The 26,524-nt window shown below is 72.6% G+C and carries 25 protein-coding genes and 1 pseudogene; 19 read left to right on the top strand and 7 right to left on the bottom strand.

Annotated features, from left to right (window positions below):
- The first annotated feature begins 90 nt into the window (after positions 1-90).
- The 16 genes from IE273_RS04745 to IE273_RS04820 all read left to right on the top strand — a co-directional run bounded on the left by IE273_RS04745 (position 91) and on the right by IE273_RS04820 (position 15,547).
- Positions 91-1,725 (top strand): acyl-CoA dehydrogenase family protein, encoded by a 1,635-nt coding sequence (locus IE273_RS04745; RefSeq protein ID WP_189813862.1) that lies wholly within the window; start codon positions 91-93, stop codon positions 1,723-1,725.
- 279 nt (positions 1,726-2,004) lie between these two features.
- Positions 2,005-3,300, top strand: a complete 1,296-nt coding sequence (locus tag IE273_RS04750; RefSeq protein WP_189813863.1) for a GAF domain-containing protein — start codon at positions 2,005-2,007, stop codon at positions 3,298-3,300.
- A 165-nt stretch (positions 3,301-3,465) separates the two neighbouring features.
- On the top strand, positions 3,466-4,800 hold the full coding sequence (locus tag IE273_RS04755; RefSeq protein ID WP_189813864.1) for a hypothetical protein: 1,335 nt from the start codon (positions 3,466-3,468) through the stop codon (positions 4,798-4,800).
- A 174-nt stretch (positions 4,801-4,974) separates the two neighbouring features.
- Positions 4,975-5,547, top strand: a complete 573-nt coding sequence (locus IE273_RS04760) for a GNAT family N-acetyltransferase (RefSeq protein ID WP_189813865.1) — start codon at positions 4,975-4,977, stop codon at positions 5,545-5,547.
- A gap of 127 nt (positions 5,548-5,674) precedes the next feature.
- Positions 5,675-5,758 carry a putative leader peptide gene (locus tag IE273_RS45065; protein ID WP_309486338.1) on the top strand — a complete coding sequence of 28 codons (84 nt, stop codon included), beginning with the start codon at positions 5,675-5,677 and terminating at the stop codon, positions 5,756-5,758.
- Between the two features lie 127 nt (positions 5,759-5,885).
- Positions 5,886-7,583, top strand: a complete 1,698-nt coding sequence (locus tag IE273_RS04765) for a nitrite/sulfite reductase (protein ID WP_189813866.1) — start codon at positions 5,886-5,888, stop codon at positions 7,581-7,583.
- A complete protein-coding gene (locus IE273_RS04770) occupies positions 7,580-7,762 on the top strand; it encodes a hypothetical protein (RefSeq protein WP_014675740.1) in 183 nt (60 codons plus the stop codon). Before IE273_RS04765 ends, IE273_RS04770 begins: the two co-directional genes overlap by 4 nt.
- Positions 7,759-8,469, top strand: coding sequence for a phosphoadenylyl-sulfate reductase (locus tag IE273_RS04775; RefSeq protein ID WP_189813867.1), 711 nt, complete (start codon positions 7,759-7,761; stop codon positions 8,467-8,469). The genes IE273_RS04770 and IE273_RS04775 overlap by 4 nt, the downstream gene beginning before the upstream one ends.
- 26 nt (positions 8,470-8,495) lie before the next feature.
- Positions 8,496-9,032: an adenylyl-sulfate kinase gene (gene cysC, locus IE273_RS04780; protein ID WP_229887082.1), complete on the top strand. Its 537-nt coding sequence runs from the start codon at positions 8,496-8,498 to the stop codon at positions 9,030-9,032.
- Positions 9,029-9,964: a sulfate adenylyltransferase subunit CysD gene (gene cysD, locus IE273_RS04785; RefSeq protein ID WP_189813869.1), complete on the top strand. Its 936-nt coding sequence runs from the start codon at positions 9,029-9,031 to the stop codon at positions 9,962-9,964. Before cysC ends, cysD begins: the two co-directional genes overlap by 4 nt.
- A gap of 2 nt (positions 9,965-9,966) precedes the next feature.
- Positions 9,967-11,301: a sulfate adenylyltransferase subunit 1 gene (locus IE273_RS04790; RefSeq protein WP_189813870.1), complete on the top strand. Its 1,335-nt coding sequence runs from the start codon at positions 9,967-9,969 to the stop codon at positions 11,299-11,301.
- 273 nt (positions 11,302-11,574) lie between these two features.
- Complete coding sequence (locus IE273_RS04800) at positions 11,575-12,687, top strand: aliphatic sulfonate ABC transporter substrate-binding protein (RefSeq protein WP_189813872.1); 1,113 nt, start codon at positions 11,575-11,577, stop codon at positions 12,685-12,687.
- A 12-nt stretch (positions 12,688-12,699) separates the two neighbouring features.
- A complete protein-coding gene (locus tag IE273_RS04805) occupies positions 12,700-13,503 on the top strand; it encodes an ABC transporter ATP-binding protein (protein WP_189813873.1) in 804 nt (267 codons plus the stop codon).
- On the top strand, positions 13,490-14,374 hold the full coding sequence (locus IE273_RS04810; RefSeq protein ID WP_189813874.1) for an ABC transporter permease: 885 nt from the start codon (positions 13,490-13,492) through the stop codon (positions 14,372-14,374). Before IE273_RS04805 ends, IE273_RS04810 begins: the two co-directional genes overlap by 14 nt.
- Positions 14,375-14,376: 2 nt before the next feature.
- Positions 14,377-15,114 (top strand): sirohydrochlorin chelatase, encoded by a 738-nt coding sequence (locus IE273_RS04815; protein ID WP_189813875.1) that lies wholly within the window; start codon positions 14,377-14,379, stop codon positions 15,112-15,114.
- 49 nt (positions 15,115-15,163) lie between these two features.
- Positions 15,164-15,547: a hypothetical protein gene (locus tag IE273_RS04820; protein ID WP_189813876.1), complete on the top strand. Its 384-nt coding sequence runs from the start codon at positions 15,164-15,166 to the stop codon at positions 15,545-15,547.
- Between the two features lie 420 nt (positions 15,548-15,967).
- Here the strand turns inward: IE273_RS04820 and IE273_RS04825 are convergent, their stop codons facing one another.
- Complete coding sequence (locus IE273_RS04825) at positions 15,968-16,285, bottom strand: hypothetical protein (RefSeq protein WP_189813877.1); 318 nt, start codon at positions 16,283-16,285, stop codon at positions 15,968-15,970.
- A 332-nt stretch (positions 16,286-16,617) separates the two neighbouring features.
- On the opposite strand from IE273_RS04825, the gene IE273_RS04830 reads away from it, so the two are divergent.
- A complete protein-coding gene (locus IE273_RS04830; protein WP_189813878.1) occupies positions 16,618-16,860 on the top strand; it encodes a hypothetical protein in 243 nt (80 codons plus the stop codon).
- 547 nt (positions 16,861-17,407) lie between these two features.
- On the opposite strand, the gene IE273_RS04835 is transcribed toward IE273_RS04830, so the two are convergent.
- Both IE273_RS04835 and IE273_RS04840 read right to left on the bottom strand, forming a co-directional pair.
- On the bottom strand, positions 17,408-18,058 hold the full coding sequence (locus tag IE273_RS04835) for a mycothiol-dependent nitroreductase Rv2466c family protein (RefSeq protein ID WP_189813879.1): 651 nt from the start codon (positions 18,056-18,058) through the stop codon (positions 17,408-17,410).
- 79 nt (positions 18,059-18,137) lie between these two features.
- Entirely contained in the window at positions 18,138-19,148 is a 1,011-nt protein-coding gene (locus IE273_RS04840) for a ketopantoate reductase family protein (protein ID WP_189813880.1), read from the bottom strand.
- 424 nt (positions 19,149-19,572) lie between these two features.
- Between IE273_RS04840 and IE273_RS04845 the strand changes: the two genes are divergently transcribed.
- Positions 19,573-21,816, top strand: a complete 2,244-nt coding sequence (locus IE273_RS04845; protein ID WP_189813881.1) for an MMPL family transporter — start codon at positions 19,573-19,575, stop codon at positions 21,814-21,816.
- Between the two features lie 52 nt (positions 21,817-21,868).
- Complete coding sequence (locus IE273_RS44625) at positions 21,869-22,003, top strand: hypothetical protein (RefSeq protein WP_268257493.1); 135 nt, start codon at positions 21,869-21,871, stop codon at positions 22,001-22,003.
- A gap of 6 nt (positions 22,004-22,009) precedes the next feature.
- Here IE273_RS44625 and mgt read toward each other — a convergent pair.
- The 4 genes and pseudogenes from mgt to IE273_RS04865 all read right to left on the bottom strand — a co-directional run bounded on the left by mgt (position 22,010) and on the right by IE273_RS04865 (position 26,383).
- A pseudogene (mgt, locus tag IE273_RS04850) lies at positions 22,010-23,258 on the bottom strand (macrolide-inactivating glycosyltransferase).
- Positions 23,259-23,322: 64 nt separating this feature from the next.
- Positions 23,323-24,621: an ABC transporter substrate-binding protein gene (locus IE273_RS04855; RefSeq protein ID WP_189813883.1), complete on the bottom strand. Its 1,299-nt coding sequence runs from the start codon at positions 24,619-24,621 to the stop codon at positions 23,323-23,325.
- Positions 24,621-25,454 (bottom strand): carbohydrate ABC transporter permease, encoded by an 834-nt coding sequence (locus tag IE273_RS04860; RefSeq protein WP_189813884.1) that lies wholly within the window; start codon positions 25,452-25,454, stop codon positions 24,621-24,623. The genes IE273_RS04855 and IE273_RS04860 overlap by 1 nt, the downstream gene beginning before the upstream one ends.
- Positions 25,451-26,383, bottom strand: a complete 933-nt coding sequence (locus IE273_RS04865; RefSeq protein WP_373309302.1) for a carbohydrate ABC transporter permease — start codon at positions 26,381-26,383, stop codon at positions 25,451-25,453. The genes IE273_RS04860 and IE273_RS04865 overlap by 4 nt, the downstream gene beginning before the upstream one ends.
- Positions 26,384-26,524: the final 141 nt, after the last annotated feature.

A 26,524-nucleotide genomic window follows, 5' to 3' on the forward strand; every position in this document is an offset into this window, starting at 1 on the left:
CCGGGGGCGATCACCGAGGGGACACATCGATTTCCGGCGCTGTGCCACTCGGGGGCCATCACCGCCGCCGTCCCGGGTAGGTTCGGATTCATGGCAGGCACCTCCACCCACACCGTGACGAACCAGCCGCCCCCGCTGGCCGGCTACGACGTCTTCACCGCCGACCGGGCCCTCGCCGAGGCCGTCGACCGGTACACCGGGGCCGATGTCCTCAAGGAGGTGCGCGCCGAGCTGTCCGCGCTGGGCCGGGCCGCCGGTTCGGCACAGCTCCAGGAGTGGGCGGTGCAGGCGAACGAGCATCCGCCCCGGCTGCGCAGCCACGACCGGTACGGCCACCGGATCGACGAGGTCGACTTCCACCCGGCCTGGCACCGGCTGCTCGGCAAGGGCGTCTCGGCCGGGCTGACCGGCGCCTGGACGCGCCCGTCGGGGCATGTGCGGCGGGCGGCCGGGTTCCTGGTCTGGACGCAGGTCGAGGCGGGCACCTGCTGCCCGCTGTCGATGACGCACGCGGCGGTGCCCGCCCTGCGCGCCGACGCGGAGCTGGCCGCCGAGTGGGAGCCCCGGCTGACGTCCACGGTCTACGACCGGGAGCTGCGGCCCGCCGGGCAGAAGCCCGGGGCCCTGTTCGGAATGGGCATGACCGAGAAGCAGGGCGGCAGCGACGTCCGCGCGAACACCACCGCGGCACGGCCCCTCGCGGAGGACGGCACGTACGTGCTGACCGGGCACAAGTGGTTCTGCTCGGCGCCGATGTCGGACGCGTTCCTGGTGCTCGCGCAGGCGCCGGGCGGGCTCACCTGCTTCCTGGTCCCGCGGGTCCTGCCCGACGGCACCCGCAACGTCTTCCGGATCCAGCGGCTGAAGGACAAGCTGGGCAACCGCTCGAACGCCTCCGCGGAGGTCGAGTTCGACGGCACCTGGGCGCGCCGGGTCGGCGAGGAGGGGCGCGGGGTGCGCACGATCATCGGGATGGTCGCCGCGACCCGGCTGGACTGCGCGCTCGGCTCGGCGGGCCTGATGCGGCAGGCGGTGGCGCAGGCCGTGCACCACTGCGCGCACCGGGAGGCGTTCGGCGGGAAGCTGGTCGACAAGCCGTTGATGCGCAACGTCCTCGCCGATCTCGCGCTGGAGTCGGAGGCGGCGACCGCGCTCGCGCTGCGGCTGGCCGCGGCCTGGGACGACGGCGGCGAGCAGGAGCGCGCCTTCCTGCGGCTCGCGGTGCCGGCCGCGAAGTACTGGATCACCAAGCGCTGTGCCCCGGTGGCCGTGGAGGCCGCCGAGTGCCTGGGCGGCAACGGGTACGTGGAGGAGTCCGGTCTGCCCCGGCTGGTGCGGGAGTCGCCGCTGAACTCCATCTGGGAGGGCGCGGGGAACGTGCAGGCACTGGACGTGCTGCGGGCCTTGCAGCGGGAGCCGGGCGCGCTGGACGCCTGCCTCACCGAGATCGGCCGGGCGCACGGCGCGGACCACCGGCTGGACCGGGCGGTGAAGGACCTGTTCACCGAACTCGCCGACCTGGAGGGCGTCGAAGGGCGCGCCCGGCGCCTGGCGGAGCGGCTGGCGCTGGTCCTCCAGGGCTCTCTCCTGGTGCGGTACGCCCCGCCGGAGGTGGCCGACGCCTTCTGCGCCTCCCGCCTGGGCGGCGACCGCGGCGCGTCCTTCGGCACGTTGCCGTCGGGCCTGGACCTGGAGTCGGTGGTGGAGCGAGCGCGTCCGGTCTGAACCCGCCGTACCCGGCCGGGGCCTCGGCGGGAGGGGGGTGGTGCTGCGCCGACACGGCACCACCCCCCACCACCTGGGTCAAGTCTCGGCCACGCTCCGGCGGTTCACCAGGGTTGCAGGGGGTTGCAACTCTTGGAGGCACATGCGCGGAGTCTGTGCCTCCGCCATGTCCGGAACGGCAGTATGAGAGGCACAGTCGGACCGGAAGCCGCCGCCCGGACGGCTTTACCCGTGTGTTCGACGCCCCTTTCCGGGAGGACCGCAGTGGTGAACCCGCCGATGAACGTGGCGCGCCTGGCCGCCGTGGACGCGGCGCAGGCGGCCCGGGTACTGAGCGAGGTGCGCGAGGCCACGCTCGCCGGGCAGCGTACGCGGCTCGCGCCCCGCCCGGTGATCGAGCAGTCGTGGGGACGGATGCTGCGCAGTGGTGTCGACCCCGAACACGACTTCAGGTCCGGGCTGTTGCCCTCGGACGAGGTGCGGCGCCGGCGGGAGGAGTCGCCGCTGCGGCATGTCCTGCCGGTGCTGCGGGAGGGACTGCTTTCGGTCGCGGACGTCGCCCAGCACATCATGGTCGTCGCGGACGCCGACGGCCGCGTGCTGTGGCGGGAGGGTGTGCCGTCGGTACTGCGGAAGGCCGACGGGCTGGGCTTCGAACTCGGCGCGGACTGGAGGGAAGACGTCGTCGGCACCAACGGGGTGGGCACCCCGGCGGTGGTGCGGCGGCCGGTGCAGGTGTTCGCCGGCGAGCACTTCGTGCGGTCGCACGTCTCCTGGACCTGTTCGGGCGCGCCGATCACGGATCCGCGGGACGGGCGGCTGCTCGGCGTGGTGGACGTCAGCGGCCCGCTGGAGACCATGCATCCGGCGACCCTCGCCTGGGTGGACTCGGTCGCCAAGCTGGCCGAGGCCCGGCTGCGGGAGCTTCATCTGGCCTCGCTGGAGCGGCTGCGGGTGGTGGCGGCGCCGGTGCTGGCCCGGCTGGCCGGGCGGGCGCTGGTGGTGGACCGCGACGGCTGGGCGGCGGCCGTGACCGGGATGCCGTACGTGCGGCGGGTGACGCTGCCCAGGACGCTGACGCCGGGCCGTCGGTGGCTGCCCTCGCTCGGCTCCTGCGCGATGGAGCCGCTGGCCGGGGGCTGGCTGCTGCGGGCGGAGGAGGAGCCCCGGGCCGGTGCCCGCCGGATCGTGCTGGACCTCGCCCGGCCGGGCCGCCGTACGGTGACGGTCACGGCGCCGGCGGGTTCCTGGTCGCGGGAACTGAGTCCGCGCCATGCCGAGTTGCTGTTCCTGCTCACCGAGCACCGTGCCGGGCGCGGGGCGGCGGGGCTGGCCGAGGACCTGTTCGACGATCCGTCCCGGACCGTGACCGTACGGGCCGAGATGTCCAGGATTCGGAGGTATCTTGGGGAACTCCTCCAGCATCGGCCGTATCGTTTCCGCGACGATGCGGAAGTGGACGTGATCCTTCCAGAAGATCCGTCCCACCTGCTTCCCCAGTCGATGGCACCAGCGGTGACCCGGAAGCGGAATGCTGTGCTCGACGCCCGGACCAAGCGGTCCGGACGGGGGTGACCGTCCGGCCGGCCCCGGCTCCGCACGCGCGTCTTCCACCGATCTGCGCAGTCCTGGCCCTGCGCGGCCCGTTCCTGCCGTAGCATCCCGTACGGGCCTCCCCACCTGCTCCTCGCGTCAACCCACGGATCGCGCGGCGCAGTTGGCCCGCCCTCTGGAGGAGAGATGAAGCATCGCGGCAGACACCGCCGACGCAGACGGGGCGCTGCGCTGCGCGCGGTCCTGACCGGCACCGCGCTCGCGCTCACCGCCGCGGCCACCCTGATCAGCGCCTCCCAGGCCGACGTCACCGACAACCCGGGCGCGCTGAAGCCGCTGACCTCCCCGGCGGACACCAGCCGGCTCCGCCTCCAGGAGCACCTGGTCCCCACGCGCTCCCTGGACCGGCTCACCACCGCGATGGGCCGCCCGGTCGGCGTGGACGCCGTGCTCCGGAGCACCGACCGAGCCCTGCGCGAGGGCGGGGACTGCGCCACCGGCGACCGCGCCTCGCTGCCCGTCGCCCCGGCCGCCACCCGCGCCTACTGCTGGGACCCGGCCGACACCGCGACCGGCGACTGGCGGCCGGCCTCGGTGACCACCTCCGGGGACGCCGACGAGGACGGCGTCTGGGGCACCCACCGGGTCGTCCTCGCCGGCTGGACCCACAGCACCACCACCGGCCGCCCCGCCGAGCGCGGCCTCGCCCGGGTCGCCTTCGTCGACGCCGACGACCCGGCCCACCTCACCTACCGCTGGGCACTGCTGGTGGTGCCGGTCGACGGCGGCCGGGACTACCGGGGCCTGGCCTCCGGCCTCTCCGGCATGGTCTGGTACCAGAACAAGCTGCTGGTCACCACCACGGCCGGCGGCGCCGACGCGCTGTACGTCTACGATCTGGACCACATCCAGCGCACCACGGTCGACGGGCCGGCGATCGGCCGCGTGGCCGGCGGCTGGTCCGCCGACGGCCACGACTACGTACTGCCCGCGGTCGCTTCGTACCGCTTCACGTCCGGCCGCTGCGGCCCCTCCGGGCCGCCCTGTCCCGGCGCGCTCGCCCTCGACCGCGGCACGACGCCCGACAGCCTGGTCGCCGCGGAGTGGACCGCGCCCGGCGGCGACCGGCGCGCCCGGCTGTGGCGGTACGCGTTCAGCGACGACCCGGCGCGTGCCGGACTGCTCGCCACGGACCCCTGGGGGCGGGCGGACGCGGTGGAGGCGTACCGGACCCGGGCCGACGGGATCCGAGGCCTGCTGCCGTACCGGAAGCCCGGGGCGGATCGGCCGTCCTGGTATGTGGGACGGCTGCCCGAGTCGCAGGACGGGCACGGCGGACTGTGGCGGCAGGACACCCGGGGCGCCCGGGCGGCCCGGTGCGGCGCCGACGCCTCGGACCGTTGCTGGGCGCAGGAGGCGGGCTCCCTCTCCTACTGGCAGGAGACCGGCGAGGTGTGGTCGCTGTCCGACCGCATGCTGTTCGCGCTGCCCCTGGCCGAGCTGGACCGCTCCCTGGACTGACGGCGGTCCTGCCGACCGGCTCCGGGGGCGGCCCTGCCGACCGGCCCCGGGGGGCCGCGTTACCGCTCGCCCCCGAGGGCGATGCGCCGCCCGGCTCCGGCGGGCGGCCCCGGCCCCGGCCCCGGCCCCGGCCCCGATCGACAGACCGGGCCGCGGGATGGTTCCCTGGCCCGCATGAGCAGCACCCCTGTCACCACCTGGTCCCTTGAGCAGACCTCCCCGGCCGATCTCCTGCCCGCCGCCGCCCCCGACGGCGACGTCCGGATCGTCCGCGCCGAGGTGCCCTCCCCCGAGTTCAGCCGGTTCCTGTACGCCTCGGTCGGCGGCGACATCCGCTGGACCGACCGGCTGGGCTGGACGTACGCGCGGTGGCAGGAGTTCCTGGAGCGGCCCGGCGTGGAGACCTGGGTGGCCTACGACCACGGCACCCCGGCCGGCTATGTCGAGTTGGAGCCGCAGGACGAGGGCGCGGTCGAGATCGTCTACTTCGGGCTGGTCCCCGCCTTCCGCGGCCGACGCATCGGCGGCCACCTGCTGGCGTACGGGACGGCCCGCGCGTGGGACCTGGCCGAGCGGTGGCCCGGGCGGACGCCGACGAAGCGGGTGTGGCTGCACACGTGCAGCAAGGACGGCGAGTTCGCGATGGACAACTACCAGCGGCGCGGCTTCAAGCTGTTCGACACGAAGGTGGAGCTGGAGCCGGACGTGGCCGCGCCGGGCCCCTGGCCCGGCGCCTACCCCGCCTGACCTGCCAGGACAAGCCCTTCGGCGACGCATGTGAGCGACGACACCCTTGTCCCACATTCCGGGACAAGGGTGTCCACATGATGGATGAAGCTGGACTGCGTTCAGATCGCCGTGACACGCTTCCGTCATGTCCGGAACTGGAATTGCCTTGGTGAGTCGGCGGCACGTCGACCTCGGCCGCATGTCCAGCGCCATCTGTCCGGCGAGCTGACGCCTCCCAGCACCGCCGTTCCCCCCCTCGTACCCGATCACGTGTGCGCGATGACGCGCACCCATGCCGCATGCGCACGTACGCGCAGGTCAGCCGCGCTCCCGCCTGTCCCGAAGGACGTACCTCCATGGCCGCCACCCCACAGAACCCCGCCGCCTCCGCGCCCCGCCGCAAGGTGAGCCGTCACCGCGGTGAGGGCCAGTGGGCCGCCGGCCATTTCACGCCCCTCAACGGCAACGAGCAGTTCAAGAAGGACGACGACGGTCTCAATGTGCGGACACGCATTGAGACGATCTACTCCAAGCGCGGCTTCGACTCCATCGACCCGAACGACCTGCGCGGCCGGATGCGCTGGTGGGGGCTGTACACCCAGCGCAAGCCCGGGATCGACGGCGGCAAGACCGCGATCCTGGAGCCGGAGGAACTGGACGACGAGTACTTCATGCTGCGCGTCCGCATCGACGGCGGGGCGCTGACCACGGCGCAGCTCAGGGTGATCGGTGAGATCTCGCAGGAGTTCGCGCGCGGCACGGCGGACATCACCGACCGGCAGAACGTCCAGTACCACTGGATCCGGATCGAGGACGTGCCCGAGATCTGGGACCGGCTGGAGGGCGTCGGCCTGTCCACCGTCACGGCCTGCGGCGACACCCCGCGTGTGATGATCGGCTCCCCGGTGGCGGGCATCGCCGAGGACGAGATCATCGACGCCACGCCGGCGCTGGAGGAGATGAAGCGCCGCGTCCTGAACAACAAGGCGTACTCCAACCTGCCGCGCAAGTTCAAGACGGCCATCTCGGGTTCGCCGCTGCTGGACGTCGTGCACGAGATCAACGACGTCGCGTTCGTCGGCGTCCGCCACCCCGAGCACGGTCCGGGCTTCGACGTCTGGGTCGGCGGCGGTCTGTCCACCAACCCCAAGCTGGGCGTGCGCCTCGGCGCCTGGGTGCCGATCGACGAGGTGCCGGACGTCTACGAGGGCGTCATCTCGATCTTCCGTGACTACGGCTACCGCCGGCTGCGCAACCGGGCCCGGCTGAAGTTCCTCGTCGCCGACTGGGGCGCGGAGAAGTTCCGGCGGGTGCTGGAGGACGAGTACCTGAAGCGCGAGCTGACCGACGGTCCCGCTCCCGAACAGCCGGTGCGGCAGTGGCGCGACCACATCGGTGTGCACCGGCAGAAGGACGGCCGGTTCTACGTCGGTTTCGCGCCGCGCGTCGGCCGGGTCGACGGTGCCACGCTGACGAAGGTCGCCGACCTCGCGGAGGCGCACGGCTCGGGCCGGGTCCGCACCACCGTCGAGCAGAAGATGATCATCCTCGACGTCGAGCAGGACAGGGTCGACTCGCTGGTGGAGGGCCTGGAGGCGCTGGACCTCACCGCCCGGCCGTCCTCCTTCCGGCGCGGCACCATGGCCTGCACCGGCATCGAGTTCTGCAAGCTCGCCATCGTGGAGACCAAGCAGCGCGGCTCGACGCTGATCGACGAACTGGAGCGCCGGCTGCCGGACTTCGACGAGCCGATCACCATCAACCTCAACGGCTGCCCGAACGCCTGCGCCCGTATCCAGGTCGCGGACATCGGTCTCAAGGGCCAGCTCGTCCTCGACGACCGGGGCGAGCAGGTCGAGGGCTACCAGGTGCACCTGGGCGGCGCCCTCGGGCTGGAGCCGGGCTTCGGCCGCAAGGTGCGCGGTCTGAAGGTCACCGCGGAGGAGCTGCCCGACTACATCGAGCGGGTGCTCAAGCGGTTCCAGGCCGAGCGCGAGGACGGCGAGCGGTTCGCGACCTGGGCGGCGCGGGCGAGCGAGGAGGCGCTGTCGTGAGCGAGCGGGCCGCGCCCTTCTACTGCCCCTACTGCGGCGACGAGGACCTGCGTCCGAACGACGAGGGTCACGGCGCCTGGGAGTGCGGGGCCTGCAACCGCGCATTCCGGCTGAAGTTCCTCGGGCTGCTCTCCCGGGGGCTCCAGCGAGCCGACAACGGAGGGGACGAGCTGATATGACGACAGCTCAGGAAGAGCGTACAACTGAGGAGTTGAAGGCGCTCGCCGGGCAGGCGGGCCGTGACCTGGAGGACGCCGACGCGCTGGAGATCCTCCAGTGGGCGGTGGACACCTTCGGCACGAAGTTCTGCGTCACCTCCTCCATGGAGGACGCCGTGGTCGCCCATCTCGCCTCGCGCGTGCTGAAGGGTGTGGACGTCGTCTTCCTCGACACCGGCTACCACTTCCCGGAGACCATCGGGACCCGGGACGCCGTGGAGGCCGTGATGGACGTCAACGTCATCACCCTCACGCCGAAGCAGACGGTCGCCGAACAGGACGCCGAGTACGGCCCGAAGCTGCACGACCGCGACCCCGACCTGTGCTGCGCGCTGCGCAAGGTGCGGCCGCTGGAAGAGGGCCTGGGGAACTACCAGGCGTGGGCGACGGGCCTGCGCCGCGACGAGTCCCCGACCCGGGCGAACACCCCGGTCGTCGGCTGGGACGAGAAGCGGCGGAAGGTCAAGATCTCGCCGATCGCCCGCTGGACCCAGGACGACGTGGACGCGTACATCACCGAACACGGCGTGCTCACCAACCCGTTGCTGATGGACGGCTACGCCTCCGTCGGCTGCGCCCCGTGCACCCGCAGGGTCCTGGAGGGCGAGGACGCGCGGGCCGGCCGCTGGGCGGGCCGGGCCAAGACCGAGTGCGGGTTGCACGGATGACGAACGAGCGGATTCAGGAGAACCACGTGACGACCGGAGCCACCGTCTGGCTCACGGGTCTGCCGAGCGCCGGCAAGACCACCATCGCGTACGAGCTGGCGGGCCGGCTGCGCGCCGGGGGCCACCGGGTGGAGGTGCTCGACGGCGACGAGATCCGCGAGTTCATCTCGGCGGGCCTCGGCTTCTCCCGGGAGGACCGGCACACCAACGTGCAGCGGATCGGCTTCGTGGCCGAGCTGCTGGCCCGCAACGGCGTCAAGGCGCTGGTCCCGGTGATCGCGCCGTACACGGACAGCCGGGACGCGGTGCGGGGGCGGCACGAGGAGAACGGGACGCCGTACCTGGAGATCCATGTGGCGACCCCGGTCGAGGTGTGCAGCGTGCGCGATGTGAAGGGGCTGTACGCCAAGCAGGCCGCGGGCGAGCTGACCGGGCTCACTGGGGTCGACGACCCGTACGAGGAGCCGAAGGCGCCGGATCTGCGGATCGAGTCGCAGCACCAGACGGTCCAGGAGTCGGCCGCGTCGGTGCACGCGCTGCTGAGCGAGAGGGGACTGGCATGACCACGGTCGCCAAGGTGGACGAGGGAACGCACAGCCCGTACGCGCTGTCGCACCTGGACGCGCTGGAGTCCGAGGCGGTGCACATCTTCCGCGAGGTCGCGGGCGAGTTCGAGAACCCGGTGATCCTGTTCTCCGGCGGCAAGGACTCCATCGTCATGCTGCACCTCGCGCTGAAGGCCTTCGCCCCCGCGCCGGTGCCGTTCGCGCTGCTCCATGTCGACACCGGACACAACTTCCCGGAAGTCCTTGAGTACCGGGACCGTGTGGTGGCCGCACATGGGCTGCGCCTCCATGTGGCCTCCGTCCAGGACTACATCGACCGCGGCGTGCTCAAGGAACGCCCCGACGGCACCCGCAACCCGCTCCAGACCCTTCCCCTGACGGAGAAGATCCAGAGCGAGAAGTTCGACGCCGTCTTCGGCGGTGGCCGCCGCGACGAGGAGAAGGCCCGCGCCAAGGAGCGGGTGTTCTCGCTGCGCGACGAGTTCTCCCAGTGGGACCCGCGGCGCCAGCGCCCCGAGCTGTGGAACCTGTACAACGGCCGGCACGCCCCCGGTGAGCACGTCCGGGTCTTCCCGCTGTCCAACTGGACCGAGCTGGACGTCTGGCAGTACATCGCCCGCGAGGGCATCGAGCTGCCGGAGATCTACTTCGCCCACGAGCGCGAGGTGTTCCAGCGCGGCGGGATGTGGCTGACGGCCGGGGACTGGGGCGGGCCGAAGGACGGCGAGACGGTCGAGAAGCGGCAGGTGCGCTACCGGACCGTCGGCGACATGTCCTGCACCGGCGCGGTCGACTCCGGCGCCGACACGATCGAGAAGGTCATCGCCGAGATCGCCGCGTCCCGGCTGACCGAGCGGGGCGCGACCCGCGCCGACGACAAGCTGTCCGAGGCCGCGATGGAAGACCGCAAGCGCGAGGGGTACTTCTAAGCATGAGCACGACCACGACCGAGGCGCTCTCGGACACCACCCTGCTGCGGTTCGCCACCGCCGGCTCCGTCGACGACGGCAAGTCCACGCTCGTCGGACGGCTGCTGCACGACTCCAAGTCGGTCCTCGCCGACCAGTTGGAGGCCGTCGAGCGCGCCTCCGCGAGCCGGGGCCAGGACGCCCCGGACCTCGCGCTGCTCACCGACGGCCTGCGCGCCGAACGCGAGCAGGGCATCACCATCGACGTCGCCTACCGCTACTTCGCCACCCCGCGCCGCCGGTTCATCCTCGCCGACACCCCGGGCCATGTGCAGTACACCCGCAACATGGTCACCGGCGCCTCCACGGCCGAGCTGACGGTGATCCTGGTCGACGCCCGCAACGGCGTGGTCGAGCAGACCCGACGGCACGCGGCCATCGCCGCACTCCTCCGCGTCCCGCACGTCGTCCTCGCCGTCAACAAGATGGACCTCGTCGGGTACGAGGAGAGGGTGTTCGCCGCGATCGCCGAGGAGTTCACGGCGTACGCGACCGAGCTGGGCGTCCCGGAGGTCACCGCGATCCCGATCTCGGCGCTGGCCGGCGACAACGTGGTGGAGCCGTCCGCGAACATGGACTGGTACGGCGGTCCGACCGTGCTGGAGCACCTGGAGACCGTGCCGGTCAGCCATGACCTGGCGCACTGCCACGCGCGGCTGCCCGTGCAGTACGTGATCCGGCCGCGGACCGCCGAGCACCCGGACTACCGGGGCTACGCGGGACAGATCGCGGCCGGTACGTTCCGGGTGGGCGACCGGGTCACCGTCCTGCCGTCCGGCCGTACTTCGACGATCTCCGGCATCGACCTGCTCGGCGAGCCGGTCGACGTGGCCTGGACGACGCAGTCGGTGACGGTGCTGCTCGCGGACGACGTCGACGTCTCGCGCGGCGACCTGATCGTGCCGACGAAGGACGCCCCGGCCACCACGCAGGACGTGGAGGCGACCGTCTGCCACGTCGCCGACGCGCCGCTGACCGTCGGACACCGGGTGCTGCTCAAGCACGGCACCCGCACGGTCAAGGCGGTCGTGAAGGACATCCCGTCCCGGCTGACCCTCGACGACCTGTCCCTGCACCCGCACCCGGGACAGCTCGTCGCCAACGACATCGGCCGGGTGAAGATCCGTACCGCCGAGCCGCTGCCGGTCGACTCCTACGCCGACTCGCGCCGCACGGGCTCCTTCATCCTGATCGACCCCGCCGACGGCACCACGCTCACCGCGGGCATGGTCGGCGAGTCCTTCGCGTCCCCCGAGCCGGTCAAGGACGCGGCCGACGACGACGGCTGGGACTTCTGAGCATGAACTCCACCGATTTCTACGCGACGTTCGCCAAGGAGGGCGGCCGTGTCGGCAGCGGCGCCCTCGGCAGCGGGCAGGGCGGGGTCGCGCGATGTGCGCTGTGACGTACGCGCACTGCCTGCGCGCCCCGTCCCCCCACCCTTCCCCACATGCTCGGCTTCGCTCGCAAGCGGGGGGACCCCCACCCCGGAAGCGACGAAGACCCTTTGCCGACTCCCGGCCACGACCTGAGAGACCGTGACCGCCGGGCCAACGAGAGGAAAGCCTCCCGTGCCTGCCAACCGCTCCGCTCTGCTTCGCCGCGGGATCGCCGCGATCGCCGCACTGCCCCTGCTGTCCCTCGCCGCCTGCGGCTACGGGTCCGACTCCAAGGACGACAACGCCGGCGCCAAGATCGCCACCGGTGCCAAGAAGATCGACGGTCTCGGCTCCGTCAAGATCGGTTACTTCGGCAATCTCACCCACGCCACCGCCCTGGTCGGCAACCAGAAGGGCTTCTTCCAGAAGGAGCTGGGCGCGACCGAGGCCAAGTACCAGATCTTCAACGCCGGTCCGTCCGAGATCGAGGCACTGAACTCGGGTGCCATCGACATCGGCTGGATCGGCCCCTCCCCGGCGATCAACGGCTACACCAAGTCCGACGGCAAGAGCCTGCGGATCATCGGCGGTTCGGCCTCCGGCGGCGTGAAGCTGGTCGTCGACCCGAAGAAGATCACGTCCCTGAAGGACGTCAAGGGCAAGAAGATCGCGACCCCGCAGCTCGGCAACACGCAGGACGTGGCGTTCCTCAACTGGGTGGCCGAGCAGGGCTGGAAGGTCGACGCGCAGAGCGGCAAGGGTGACGTGTCCGTCGTCCGCACGGACAACAAGGTGACCCCGGACGCCTACAAGTCCGGCTCCATCGACGGCGCCTGGGTGCCGGAGCCGACCGCGTCCAAGCTGGTCGCCGAGGGCGGCAAGGTGCTGCTGGACGAGTCGGCGCTGTGGCCGGACAAGAAGTTCGTGATCACGAACGTCATCGTGTCGCAGAAGTTCCTCAAGGAGCACCCGAAGGCCGTCGAGGCGGTCCTCAAGGCGTCGGTCGAGACCAACAAGTGGATCAACGCCAACCCGGACGAGGCGAAGGCGGCGGCGAACAAGCAGCTGGGCGTCGACTCCGGCAAGGAACTGCCCGCGAAGGTGCTGGACCCGGCGTGGAAGTCCATCCAGTTCACCGACGACCCGCTCGCCGCGACCCTCGACACCGAGGCGAAGCACGCCGTCAAGGCCGGCCTGCTGGAGAACCCCAGGCTGGCCGGCATCTACGACCTCACCCTCCTGAACAAGGTCCTCAAGGCCGAGGGCGAGCAGAGCGTCAGCGACGCCGGACTCGGCGCCGAGTAAGTCCCGTAGCCGATGAGTTCCCAGGAGGTGACGACCATGGCAACGACCTTCGCCGAGGCCGCCGAGACGGTCGAGCACGCGGCACGCATCGAGCACGTCTCGAAGTCCTTCGCGACACCGGGCGGACAGCAGCTCGTCCTGGACGACATCAGCCTCGATGTCGCGCCGGGTGAGTTCGTCACCCTCCTGGGGGCCTCGGGCTGCGGCAAGTCGACGCTGCTGAACCTGGTGGCGGGGCTGGACCGGCCCTCCGCCGGCAGCATCGCGACCGACGGGCGGCCGGCCCTGATGTTCCAGGAGCACGCCCTGTTCCCGTGGCTGACCGCGGGCAAGAACATCGAACTCGCCCTCAAACTCAGGGGCGTTGCGAAGACCGAGCGCCGCGAGCGGGCCGAGCAGCTGCTCGAACTGGTCCGGTTGCGGGGCTCGTACGGCAAGCGGGTGCACGAGCTGTCCGGCGGTATGCGCCAGCGTGTGGCCATGGCCCGCGCGCTCGCGCAGGACAGCCAGCTGCTGCTGATGGACGAGCCGTTCGCCGCGCTGGACGCGATCACCCGGGACCTGCTGCACGACGAGCTGACCCGGATCTGGGCGGAGACGGGCGTGTCCGTCCTGTTCGTCACGCACAACGTGCGCGAGGCGGTACGGCTGGCGCAGCGGGTGGTGCTGCTGTCGTCCCGGCCGGGCCGGGTGGCCCGTGAGTGGCGGGTGGACATTCCGCAGCCGCGGCGCATCGAGGACGCGCCGGTCGCCGAACTGTCCTTGGAGATCACCGAAGTACTGCGTGGGGAGATCCGGCGTCATGGCCAGCACTGAGACCAAGACCGTCACGGACGCGGGGAGCGTCGAGGCGGGTCTGGACGCCCTGGAGGTCGTCGCCACCGGCCGTACGCCGTTCCGGCAGACGTTCACCGGCAAGATCCTGCCGCCGGTCGTCGCCACCGTGGTGGTGCTGGTCGTGTGGCAGGCGCTGATCTCCTTCGGAATCGTCGACGACCCGACGAAGCTGCCCTCCCCCGCCGCCGTCGGCGGCGAGTTCAAGCGTGCCTGGCTGGAGGGCACGCTGCTGGGCTACATCTGGACCAGCGTCTCGCGCGGTCTGCTGGGCTTCCTGTTCGCGCTGGCCATCGGCACCCCGCTCGGTCTGCTGGTGGCGCGGGTGAAGTTCGTGCGCGCGGCCATCGGCCCGGTGCTGTCCGGTCTCCAGTCGCTGCCGTCGGTGGCGTGGGTGCCGCCGGCGGTGATCTGGCTGGGCCTGGACAACTCGATGATGTACGCGGTGATCCTGCTCGGCGCGGTCCCGTCGATCGCCAACGGCCTGGTCTCCGGCATCGACCAGGTGCCGCCGCTGTTCCTGCGGGCGGGCCGCACGATGGGCGCGACCGGGGTGAGGGGCGCCTGGCACATCGTCCTGCCGGCCGCGCTGCCGGGCTACCTCGCCGGCCTGAAGCAGGGCTGGGCCTTCTCCTGGCGCTCGCTGATGGCCGCGGAGATCATCGCCTCCTCCCCCGACCTCGGCATCGGCCTGGGCGCGCTGCTGGAGAACGGCCGCAACGCCAGCTCCATGTCCATGGTGTTCGAGGCCATCTTCCTGATCCTGTTCGTCGGCATCGCCATCGACCTGCTCATCTTCAGCCCGCTGGAGCGGTGGGTGCTGCGCAGCCGCGGTCTGCTGGTGAAGAGCTGACCATGCGCCGTCCGGTCCTCCTCGTCATCGCCCACGGCAGCCGCGACCCGCGGCACGCGGCGACCGTGCACGCCCTGGTGGAGCAGGTGCGGTCGCTGCGACCGGGCCTGCGCGTGGAGACCGGGTTCCTGGACTTCAACGTCCCGTCGGTGCACGGGGTGCTCCAGTCGCTGGCGGCGGAGGGCGTGCGGGACGTCGTCGCCCTGCCGCTGCTGCTGACCCGCGCGTTCCACGCCAAGGCCGACATCCCCGCCGTGCTGCGGGACGCGCCGGCGCGGCTGCGGATCCGGCAGGCGGACGTGCTCGGCCCGTCCCCGCTGCTGCTGTCCGCGCTGGAACGGCGGCTGTACGAGGCGGGCCTGTCGCCCGCCGACAAGTCCTCGACCGGGGTCGTACTGGCCTCGGCGGGGTCCTCCGATCCGGAGGCGATCGCGGTGATCGCCGACATCGCGCGGGAGTGGTGGCACACCGGTTGGTGCGCCGTGCGGCCCGCGTTCGCCTCCGCGTCCCTTCCGCGCACCGAGGACGCGGTACGTGAGCTGCGCGCCCTCGGCTGCGAGCGGGTCGCCGTCGCGCCGTACGTCCTGGCCCCCGGCTTCCTGCCGGACCGGATCGCGCGCGGCGCGGCCGGGGCGGACGTGCTCGCCGAGGTGCTCGGCCCCGCCCCGGAGGTGGCGCGGGTGGTGCTGGAGCGGTACACCGACGCCTGCCGGCCGGCCGTGGCGGCACTCGGCGCGTAACCGCCGCGCGGCCGTGCCGTTGGCGTGCGCGGACGTCGGCGGCTCCGTGGTGGCTGGGCGCGCAGTCCGCGCCCCTGGCCTCGGCGAGGTGCCGGCGGCCGGCACCGGTGGGTTACGGGTGCTGGACGGGCTGTTCGTGCCCGCCGGGACGCGTGACCGGCGCCGGGTGGACGCGCCGGTGCTGGAGGGCCTGGCCCGGTCCGCGGGTCCCGCCGTCGCACCGCTCGCCGCGCTGCACCGCGCCGACCCGCGGGCACCCCGCCGGATCGTCCTCCACCAGCTGATCAGCCTGCTCGCGGAGCGCCCCGAGGGCGACCGCGGCTCCGTCGGGCGCGAGGCGGGCGCCACCCCGACGAGGCGGCCGGTCTGCTCGCAGCGGCCCGGCTGCGCCCCCCTGGGCCGGCTGCCGCCTCGTGCGGGCGGCAGCACATGACGGAGCCGGGCGAGAACCGCCGCCGCGGGACCGCTGGGGGTGCTGGGCCGGCCGGTGCTGCCGCCGCGGCTGACGGTGACCACTCCCCCGCCGCGCACCGAGCACCACATCAGGCTGCGCCGCGTCGCCCGGGTGCGGGCCCACCATCTGCTGCCCGAGCCGACGCGGCACGACTGCTCGGACGCGGCGCTCGTCGCGGAGCTGGTCGAACAGCCGGAGAAGCCGGGGCGGTTCGAGCTCGCCAACCGTTCGCGGGAGACCTGGACGGGGACCCGAGCGGACGACACCGTGCGGAAGGTCGAGCCCGGCCGGACGGTGCCGCTGCGGTCGGGGCTCGGCCTCGGCGGCGGGGTCCGGGCGGTGGTGCGGGCCCGGTGGCGTGCCGTGGCCGAGGCCCCGTGGCGGCGGGGCTCCGGCCGGTCACAGCCCGAGGGCGGTGATGAGCTGCTGGGTGAAGGCGAGGCTGCCGGTGCCGGCCGAGGCGGCGATGGCGATCGTCTCCAGCGCGGAGCGGATCCGGCCGCGGTTCGGCGGCAGGCCGTCCTCGGCGGACTCCTGGAACTGGGCCTGGATGATCTCGCCCTGGGGCACCAGTTCCGGGTACTCGGCGCGCAGCGTGTCGGTGAGCCGCTGGGCGAGGTCCATCATGGTGGGCAGGTCGGGGTGGGCGTGGTCGATCTGGGTCCGGCCGGGGTCGCCGAAGTTGGCGGGGCCGTTGCCGAAGTTGTAGGTGCTCATGTCCTGTCCTCGCTCGCGGTCCGGCGGCTCGCCCCGGACCGGAGGAGCCGTCGGATGGGTGGGGTTACGGTTACGGCTTCGGCGTGGGCGGGCCCGATCCCGCGGGGCCGGGGCCGCCCTGGGGTCCGGGCCCTTGCTGCCCGCCCAGGAGGATCGTCCCGTGGGCGCCGAAGTGGGAAGCGGCCGTCCAGCGGTGGTATCGCGGAGGCGGCCACCTCCCAGGTCAAGCTGGTCGGGTATGAGGTGGGCGTTGCCGCCGAGGACGTGGAGCCGGTTCCTGGCCCGCGGTCCCTGGAGCCCGGAGATGTCGTCCATGTGCCGACCCCGCGGGCATGCGCACCCACCTGTGCCTGGAACGCGTCGGCGAGGACGGCCGGCCCATCGTCTCCACGCGCCTGCGGGCGATCCTCCAGACCGCGCCCCCGGTGGAAGCCGAGGCCGAGGCCGCGCTGCGCTTCGGCGCGGAGGAACGCGTCCCGTGCCATGACATGGCTGCGCGCCTGGGTGCGGCGGACCAGTGTCCAAGTGATCGCACAGGCGCCGAGAGGGCCGAAAATCGCCACCCGTCCGAGTGACCGGTGTCCGTTGACCAGTCCCCGGAGTCCGGCGAGGAGTGCGAGGGGCACGGGCCGTCCGGAGGCACGCGAGCCGGTGGTCGAGGGCGGCGCGGCGGCGGGTGGCCACGCGCGCGTGCCGGGCGTGGGCGGCGACGTCGATGTCGCGGCCGGGCCCGATCGCGTTGAGCCGGTCTCCGGTGCGCATCCGGTCGGCGTACCGGGCGAAGTCGTCGTCGAGGCGCACCGGGGCGCTCAGGCTCCGAGTCACCCCGTCCTCGGGGTACCGCGGCAACGACGGCAATGGTCTGCCCGTCACACTCATCCGTCCGTCCCCCTCAGGCCTTCCGCGCGGTTCACCCTAGGGACAGCGCCGCGGGTTTGTCGCCTGGTTCGGTGAGGGGCGGTGCCGGGGGACGGTCGTGTGGTATCGGCCGCCGCGGTCCGGCGCTCCCCTGTGACGTCGGACCGCGGCGGCTCTTGGTTCTGCGCCGGACGGCGGCGCCGTGTCACACGCCCGGTGCGGCCGGCCCGCCGGAGGGACGGTTATCGGCCAAGCTGTTCCGGGTCAGTCGAACCGGAGCGCACCGGTGCGGGTGCGCTTCAGTTCGAAGAAGTCGGGGTGGCGGGCCAGCACCCGCAAGGAGTCGAAGAGTTCGGCCGCCTCGGCACCGCGCGGGACGGCGCGCAGCACGGGTCCGAACCAGACGGTGCCGTCGAGGTGCAGGGTGGGTGTGCCGACGTATCCGCCGGTCTCCGGCTCGGCGCCGGCCGTGTGGCTGCGGCGGACCGCGTCGTCGTACGACGGGTCGTGGGCGGCGGCCGACAGGTCGGCGGGGAGCCCGAGCCCGGCCAGCGAGTCGGTGATCACGGTGTCGAAGTCCTCGACGCCCTGTTCGTGGATGCGGGTGCCGAACGCGGTGTACAGGTCGCGCAGCACCTTCTCGCCGTACCGTTCGGCGGCGGCCACGGCGACCCGTACGGGTCCGATCGAGCGGTCCACCAAGTCGCGGTACCAGTCGGGCAGTTCGTTGCCGTTGTTGTGCAGGTACAGGCTCATCGCCCGGAACCGGAGGTCGAGCGGGCGCAGCCGCTCGACCTCCAGCAGCCAGCGGGAGGTGATCCAGGCGAAGGGACAGGCGGGGTCGAAGAAGAAGTCGACCCGGGTCGGGGCGGTGGTGGCGGTGTCCGGGTCCGTGGCGGTGCTGCTGTGCGTCATGGCGCCGACGCTAGTGCGCAGGTGGGCCGGGATCCCGACCCAATCCCTCACCATTCTCCTGGCCCAATTCAGCCGGCGATCAGGCGCGCACCGCCTCGTCGGCCAGTCGGACCAGGTCGGCGACGGGCAACGAGCCCGCCGCCCGGTGCTCCCGGGCGAACCGGTTGGCGAGATCGCGCAGCAGTTCGTTCAGCGGGGTGGGGACGCCGTGCAGCCGGCCGAGCAGGACGATCTCGCCGTTGAGGTAGTCCGCCTCGATGGTGCCGGTGCCCCGGACCAGGGACTGCCAGGAGGAGCCGCCGCCGCGGGGAGCGCCGTCCAGCGGGACCAGGGTGACCTTGTCGCCACGGGCCGCGCGCTGCTCCTCCGCGCCGGCGTACGGGATGCCGGCGGCGTCCAGCACCGCCTCCCCCTCGGCCCGCACGCGCGCGAACAGGGCCCGCGCCTCCTCGCTCGCCACCGGCCCGCTGACCGCTTCGAGGGCGTTGCCGAGGTTGCCGAGCAGCTTGGCGTACTGCCAGCGGGCCACATCGGGCACCACCGGCGCCTCGAAGTGGGCGTCCGTGAGGTCGGCGGCGATCCGGCGGGCGGTGTCGTCGGTGCCGTGCGGGAGACGGCCGAGGTGCAGGATGCCGGTGAGGGGGGCGCCGGCGGCGGAGACGACGCCGGGTTCCACGAAGGTCGACGGCAGCCAGACGCAGACGCCGTACACGTGCCGGAAGCGGCGCAGCGCCAGTCGGCCGCTCTCGACGCCGTTCTGGAGGCAGACCAGCGGCAGCAGTCCGGCCGCCGTGCCGCCACCGGCGACGGGCACGTCGCCCCAGGTCTCCAGGGCGGCCACGGTGTCCTGGGTCTTCACGGCGAGGACGAGGACGTCGTCGGCGCGCAGTTCGCCGAGCGGTTCCGGCCCGTCGACGGCGGGCAGCCGGTACGTCGACTCGCCCTGCGGAACCCGCAGCCGCAGTCCGTGCTCGCGGAGGGCGGCCAGGTGCGGGCCCCGGGCGACGAGGACGACCTCCCGGCCGGCCTGGGCCAGCCGCCCGCCGACGGTACCGCCGACCGCGCCGGCCCCGATGATGATGTAGCGCATGGGCAGAGCCTCGCACACACGTCCGGACCGGCGGCGCTGGTGCGGTGCGGCCGTCGCGCCCCGTGGGGGCGGGCACGACGGCCGCGCTCGGCGCACGCCAGGTCCGGCGTCGGCCGGCTTGGCCAAACTCTGGCCGATCGGCGGGGCCGGGTTCAACTCCCGCGCACAGCTGTGACTTGTTCAACAAGCTTTCGTAATGACAAAGGGGGCCCTGGCGGCGGATCGGACACCCCGCCCCTGAGAGCGGCCCCCGAGAACCGGCGATAGATGTAAGGGACCCCCGTCCTCCCCTGCGGTGATCCGTACCCCGCGCGGTTCACCGGGCAGTACGACGAGATGGCTTTATCCCGCCCCTACCGTCGAACAGGAGCAAGCAGAGGTGGCGGCAGGGGGCCGTCACCGCACACGAGGGGGCAGACCCGTCATGGGGAACACAGAGGTGCGGGTGCGGGGGCTGGCCGCCCGCGCCGGCGGCTGGAGCGCCCGGCACCGCTGGGCGGCCGTCGGCATATGGGTGGTGTTCGTCGTCCTGGCGATGGGCCTCGGCTCGGCGGCGGGCCGGGTCGACGTCAACGAGAGCGATCAGTTGAAGGGCGAGACGCACACCGCCGCGACGATCATTGATGACGCCGGGATCAAGGAGCCGGCCGGGGAGACGGTCCTCATCCAGTCGGAGGACGGCGCCGTCCAGGCCACCAGCCCGCGGTTCCGCGCGGCCGTCGCCGACGTGGTCGAGGCCGTCGAGGGCACCGGCAAGGTGACGGGCGTGACCTCCCCGTACGACACGCACACCGTCTCCCGGGACGGCCGCAGCGCGCTGGTCCAGTTCGACGTGCGCGGTGACGCGGAGACGGCCGCCGACCGGATCGAGCCGGTGCTCAAGGCCGTCGCCGGGGTGCAGAAGGACCACGACACGCTGCGGATCGAGGAGATCGGCGGCGCCAGCATGCAGAAGCAGTACAAGGACGCCTTCGGTGACGACTTCCAGCAGGCCGAGTACTCGGCGGTGCCGGTGGCCCTCGGCATCCTGCTGATCGCGTTCGGCGCGCTGGTGGCCGCGCTGCTGCCGGTGGCCCTCGCGATCACCGCGATCATGGCGACGATGGGTCTGATGGGCCTGGTCAGCCACCTCCAGCCGATGAGCGACACCGCCAACTCCGTGATGCTGCTGGTCGGTATGGCCGTCGGTGTCGACTACTGCCTGTTCTACCTGCGCCGGGAGCGCGAGGAGCGGGTGGCCGGCCGGGACGCCGGCACCGCCCTGCGGATCGCCGCCGCCACCAGCGGCCGGGCGATCATCGTCTCCGGTGTCACGGTGTGCGTGGCGATGGCGGGCATGCTGTTCACCGGGCTGGCCGAGTTCGAGGCGATGGGTCTGGCCTCGCTGATGGTGGTGGCGGTCGCCATGGTCGGCTCGGTGACCGTGCTGCCCGCGCTGCTGTCGCTGCTCGGCGAGCGGGTCGAGAAGGGGCGGCTTCCGTTCCTGGGCCGCCGCAGGCGCACGGGGAACGGGGACAGCCGGTTCTGGACGGCGGTGCTGCGGGGCGTGCTGGCCAAGCCGCTGGTCTCGGTCGTCGTCGCGGCCGGCGCGCTGCTGGCGGTCGCCGCGCCGGCGCTCGGCATGAAGACCCAGCAGCTCACCCTGGACCAGGAGTTCGGCGACTCGCTGCCGATGGTGCAGACGTACAACCGCGTCAACGACGCCTTCCCCGGCGGCAGCGAACCGGCCGAGGTCGTCGTCAAGGCCAAGGACATCAACGCCCCCGAAGTCCGGCGGGCACTGGCCGACTTCAAGCGGCAGGCGGTCACCTCGGGCGCCTCGCGCGGCCCGGTCGACGTCAAGCTCTACGACGCCAGGAACGTGGCCCTGGTGTCCGTGCCGCTGGTCGGCGGCTCCGACATGGACCGGGCGACACGGAGCCTGGAGAAGCTGCGCGACGAGGTGCGGCCCGCCACGCTCGGCAAGGTCGACGGCGTGCGGGCACCGGTGACCGGACAGGTCGCGGGCAACAACGACTTCAACGACCAGCTGATGGGCTCCGTCGTCCCGGTCTTCGTGTTCGTGGTCGTCTTCGCCTTCCTGCTGATGCTGCTGTCGTTCCGCTCGCTGACCGTCGCGGTCACGTCGATCGTGCTCAACCTGCTGTCGGTGGCCGCCGCCTACGGCATCCTCGTCGCCGTCTTCCAGCACGGCTGGGGCGCCTCGCTGGTGGGCGCGGAGGGCGTCGGCGCGATCGTCACCTGGCTGCCGCTGTTCCTCTTCGTGATCCTGTTCGGGCTGTCGATGGACTACCACGTGTTCGTGGTCTCCCGGATCCGCGAGGCCCGGATGCGCGGCCGTACGACGAAGGACGCGATCCGGCACGGCGTGGTCACCACGGCCGGGGTCGTCACCAGCGCCGCGGTCATCATGGTCGCCGTGTTCGCGATCTTCGGCACGCTCTCCATGCAGTCCATGAAGCAGATGGGCGTGGGCCTGGCCGCGGCGGTCCTGATCGACGCCACGGTCATCCGCGGGGTGCTGCTGCCGGCGGTGATGGCGCTGCTCGGCGAGCGCAACTGGTACCTGCCGAAGTGGCTGCGCCGCCTGCCGGACCTCACCCACGACGAGGCCCCGGAGCCGGTGGCGACGCCGGTGCCCGAGCGGGGCGAGCGGCTGACCGTCTGATTCCGCCCGTTGCCGCAGTGCCCGCCGGTTCCCGCCGGGAACCGGCGGGCAGATGTGGACGGGTGCGGTGGCGGGCGGCGACGCCTTCGGCACGAAGTACGTCCACTTCGACGTGAGCGGGGTCGACCGGGCCCGGCCGGGAGCGATCGTCTACAAGGCCCGGCTCGACACCACGGCGTACCTCTGACGCCGCCTACCTCGGGCGGCGGCCCGGCAGTTCGGCCTCGACGAGGTCGGCCGCCTGCCGGGTGCCGCCCTCCTGGGCCATCTCCGCCTGCACCTCCTTGAGCCGGCGCGCGACCTCCGGGTCGTCCACCAGGGCGAGCGCGGCCTCGCGGAGGCGGTCGGCGGTGGCCTCCTCGGCGGGCAGGTGCCGGGCGACCCCGAGCGCCTGGAGGATGTCGGCGTTGCCGAACTGGTCGACGGCCTGCGGTACGGCGATCATCGGCGTCCCGGTCGCCAGCCCCTCCTGGCTTCCTCCGGCGCCCGCGTGCGTGACGAACAGGTCGGCCTGCCGCAGGATCGCCAGCTGCGGCACCCAGTCGCGCACTTCGACCCCGGCCGGTACCTCGCCCAGCTCGGCGCGGGTCACATGCCGGCCGACCTGGAGGACGACATGCCATCCGGGCGGGTCGCCGAAGGCGCGCACGCACTCCCGGTAGAAGGCGGGCTGCTTGGTGAAGGCCGAGCCGAGCGACACCAGGACGACCTTCTCCGCACCGGCGGGCCGCTGCCAGTCGCCCTGGTCGGCGCGGTCGCCCTGGCAGGCGCCGACGAAGGTGTAAACGCGCTCGTCCACCCGGTCGGCGTGCGGCTGGAGCGCCTTCGGGATGAGCACGAGGGAGCGCGCGGGGTGGCCGGCGAAGGAGTCCGGGTCCTGGCTGATCCCGTTCTCGGCCAGCCATGCCGCGAACCGGGCGTAGTACGCACGCCCGCGCTCGGTCTTCCTCGGCTCCGCCCACATCGGCTCGGCGACCTCCTCCTCGTAGCCCTCCCAGGCGACGAGGTTCGGGGAGAGCGAGACCGCCGGGACGCCCCAGCGGTGGGCGAGGACACGGGCCGGGTAGGAGGTGATGTCGTACAGGACGAGGTCGGGCGTGTCGTCGGCGTAGGCCTCGATGAGCTGCGGGAGCGCCTGGATCGCGTCGTCCAGGAACGGTTCCACGTTGTCCAGCAGGGTGGTCCCCCAGGCTTCCGGGTCGGCGTCCGGGCCCGGCAGGGTGGAGGTGTACGGCACGGGCCGGGCCCCGGTGGCGGCCACCTTCTCGGCGAAGGCCGGCGGGATGGCGTAGGTGACCCGGTGTCCCCGGGCGACGAGTTCACGGATCACCTCCAGGCTGGGGTTCACATGGCCGTGGGCGGCGATGGAGAACATGGCGATGTGGGCGGGTGCGGTCATGTCCGGAAGGCTAGGCGAGACGAGACGTCTCGTTCAATCGAATTCCCTGCCCGGCGCGACGGCACCTGCCGGGCAGGACCGGGCCCCGTGCGGGCCGACGGCCACGCTCAGCGCTGGTAGCGGGCCAGCACCAGATTGCCGTCTCCCTCCAGACGGCGGCGCAGTTCGGCGAGGCCGATGGCGCCGCTGTAGTACTCCTGGTAGGCCGGGGTGGCCACCTTGTCCTTCCACTCCGGGTAGCCGCGCACGGACTGGGCGGGCGCCGGGCGCAGCCGGGCCGCGAGGGCGGTGCCGGTGGCCCAGCCGTTCTCCGTGGTGTGCAGCGCCGGGTCCTTCAGCGCCTCGGTGCCGGTGGGCAGCATCCAGTCGCCGAGGGCGAGGCGGACCATGTTCTCCGGCCACAGCAGGAAGTCGATGAACGCGACCGCCTCCTTCTTGTGCGGGCAGTCGGCGGAGACGGACAGCGTCTGCGGGCTGACGCCCTGGGTGAGTCCGTCGGCGCCCGCCGGCGCGGGCAGCACCTCCCAGCGGAAGCCCTCGGGAGCCTGCTGCGCGATCTGCTGGCGGTAGGAGAAGCCCAGCGGGACCATCGCGTACCGGCCGCCGAAGAAGCCCGGCAGGGTGTCCGAGCCGCCGCTGCCCAGCGTGGAGGCCGGCGCGCTGTGGTCGACGGCGACCTGGTCATGCACGGTACGCGGTACGACCGCGTCCCCGGCCGTGAACCGGACGGTGACCTTCCCGTCCGCGCCCCGGTGGAACAGCCGCCCGCCCGCCGACAGGGACAGGTTGAGCGTGGCGGAGACGGGCTCCTTCAGCGGCCAGGCCACGCCGTACCGCCCGGGCCCGCTGAGCCGCTTGGCCGCCTGCCGGAACTCCGCCCAGCTCCACGGGTGTTCCGGTGTCGGTATGCGCACCTCGGCCGCGCGCAGCCGGTCCGCGTTCGCGATCAGGACACGGGGTTCCTGGAGGAACGGCACGCCGTAGACGCCGTCGCCGAAGGTGGTCGTCTCCCAGCCGCTCTCCGGGATGTCGGACCTGAGCCGGGCGGGCAGCAGGCGGGTCAGGTCGGCGAGGTAGCCGCCGTAGGCGAAGTCGGCGAGGTCGTCGGAGGCGTCGTGGACGATGTCGGGGGCCTCACCGCCCTCGAAGGAGGTGAGCAGCTGATCGTGCACGCTGTCCCAACTGCCCTGGACGTACTCGACCTTGATGTCCGGGTGGGACGCGTTCCACTCCTTCACCAGCTCCTTGTTGGCGGTGACGGACTCCTGCTGCCAGGCCAGGGACTGGAAGCGCAGGGTGATCGGGCCGCCGTCCGTGCGACCGCCCGAGGAGCAGCCCGCGAGGAGCAGCAGGAGCACGACGAGCACCGTGGCGCTCCTGGTCCGCATCAGCTCTTCACCGCCCATCAGCTCTTCACCGCCCCGGCGAGCAGGCCGCCCGTGATCCGCCGCTGGACGAGCGCGAAGACGGCCACGGAGGGAAGGGTGGCGAGGAACGCGGCGGCGGCCAGCGGGCCGAGGTCGGCCACGCCCTCCGCGCCGATGAAGTGGGTGAGGATCACCGGCAGGGTCTGCCTCTGCGGGCTCTTGAGCAGCACCAGCGCGAAGAAGAACTCGTTCCACGCGGTGACGAACGCGAACAGGGCCGTCGCCGCGATGCCGGGTGCGAGCAGCGGCGCCGTCACCGACACGAGCGTCCTCAGACGCCCGGCGCCGTCCACGGCCGCCGCCTCCTCCAGTTCGGCGGGCACCGCCCGGACGTGCCCGGTGAGCATCCACAGCGCGAACGGCAGCGCCCACACCACGTACACCAGCACCAGCCCGGTCAGGGAGTCGATCAGCCGCAGGTTCTTCAGCACCAGGAACAGCGGGATGATCACCAGCACGAAGGGGAACGCCTGGCTGACCACCACCCACGCCGTCGCGGCCCGGGTCAGCCGGGAGCGGTGCCGGGCCATGACGTAGGCCATCGGGGTCGCGATCAGCACCGCGACGACGGCCGTGCAGAGCGCCACCACCAGGGAGTTCAGCGCGGCGTGCGCCAGCGGCTGCTCCGCGAACGCCTGCCGGACATTGGCCAGGGTGGGGTGGCGCGGGATCCAGGTGGGGTGCAGGCTGCCCAGCTCGCGGGGGGACTTGAGCGCGGTGGACAGCAGCCACAGCAAGGGGAAGGCCAGGAAGAGCAGGTAGCCGAGGAGGGCGGCGTACTGTCCGGCGCGGGCCGCGCGGCGGGTCCTCATGCCTCCTCACCGCCCCGCAGCCGGCCGGCCAGGAACACCGCGAGCAGGACCGCGACCACCGCGACGAGCACGCAGCCCATCGCCGCCGCGTAGCCGAACTGGCCGTAACGGAACGCCTCTTCGTAGGCGAAGAGCATCGGCAGCCGGGTCTTTCCGCCGGGTCCGCCGCTCGTGAGCACGTAGACCAGCGCGAAGGCGTTGAGGTTCCAGATGAGGTTGAGCGCGGTGATGGCGAGGGCCACCGGTCTGAGTGCGGGCCAGGTGACGGTGCGGAAGCGGCGCCAGGCGCCCGCGCCGTCGACCGCGGCGGCCTCGTGGAGTTCGCGCGGGACGTTCTGGAGTCCGGCGAGCAGGGCGACCGTGGTCTGCGGCAGGCCCGCCCAGACGCCGACGACGATGACCGCGGGCAGCGCGGTGGCCAGGCCGCTCAGCCAGTCCCGGCCGGTGCCGAGGCCGAGGTCGCGCAGGGATTCGTTGAGGACGCCGGCGTCCGGGTTGTAGACGAGGCGCCACATGATGCCGACGACGACCTCGGGCATCGCCCAGGGCACGATCGCGAGGGCGCGGGCCAGGCCGCGCAGGCGTAAGTCCTGGTTCAGGAGCAGGGCCAGGCCGAGCGCCAGCAGGAACTGCGGCACGGTCACGCCGGCCGCCCAGACCAGCCCGATCCGGAACGACTCCCAGAAGAGGGTGTCGTGCAGCAGGTCGCGGAAGTTGAGGGCGCCGATCCACCGGGTGGCGGCCGTCCGGCCGGACTGCGCGTCGGTGAAGGCCAGCAGGATGCCGTAGAGCAGCGGGCCGACGCTGAGCAGGAGGATCGGGATGAGGGCGGGCAGGACCAGGAACCAGGCGCCGTGATCGGCGGCGCGGCGGCCGGCCGGCCGCCGCGCTTCGGCCGGTGGTGTCCGCACTTCGGCCACTGATGTCACGGAATCAGCCCCTTTGCCTGGCCCGGTTGGCGTGTTCATGTTCGTGAAGGCCCGGTACCCCGTCAAGGGACCGCGCACGACGGCCGGGCCCGCGCCCGGTGGCCGACCTGGGCGAATGCGAGACTGGCCGAGGACCGGACA

Origin of the sequence: Streptomyces olivaceoviridis, from assembly GCF_014650115.1 — a bacterium.
GTDB lineage: Bacteria > Actinomycetota > Actinomycetes > Streptomycetales > Streptomycetaceae > Streptomyces > Streptomyces olivaceoviridis.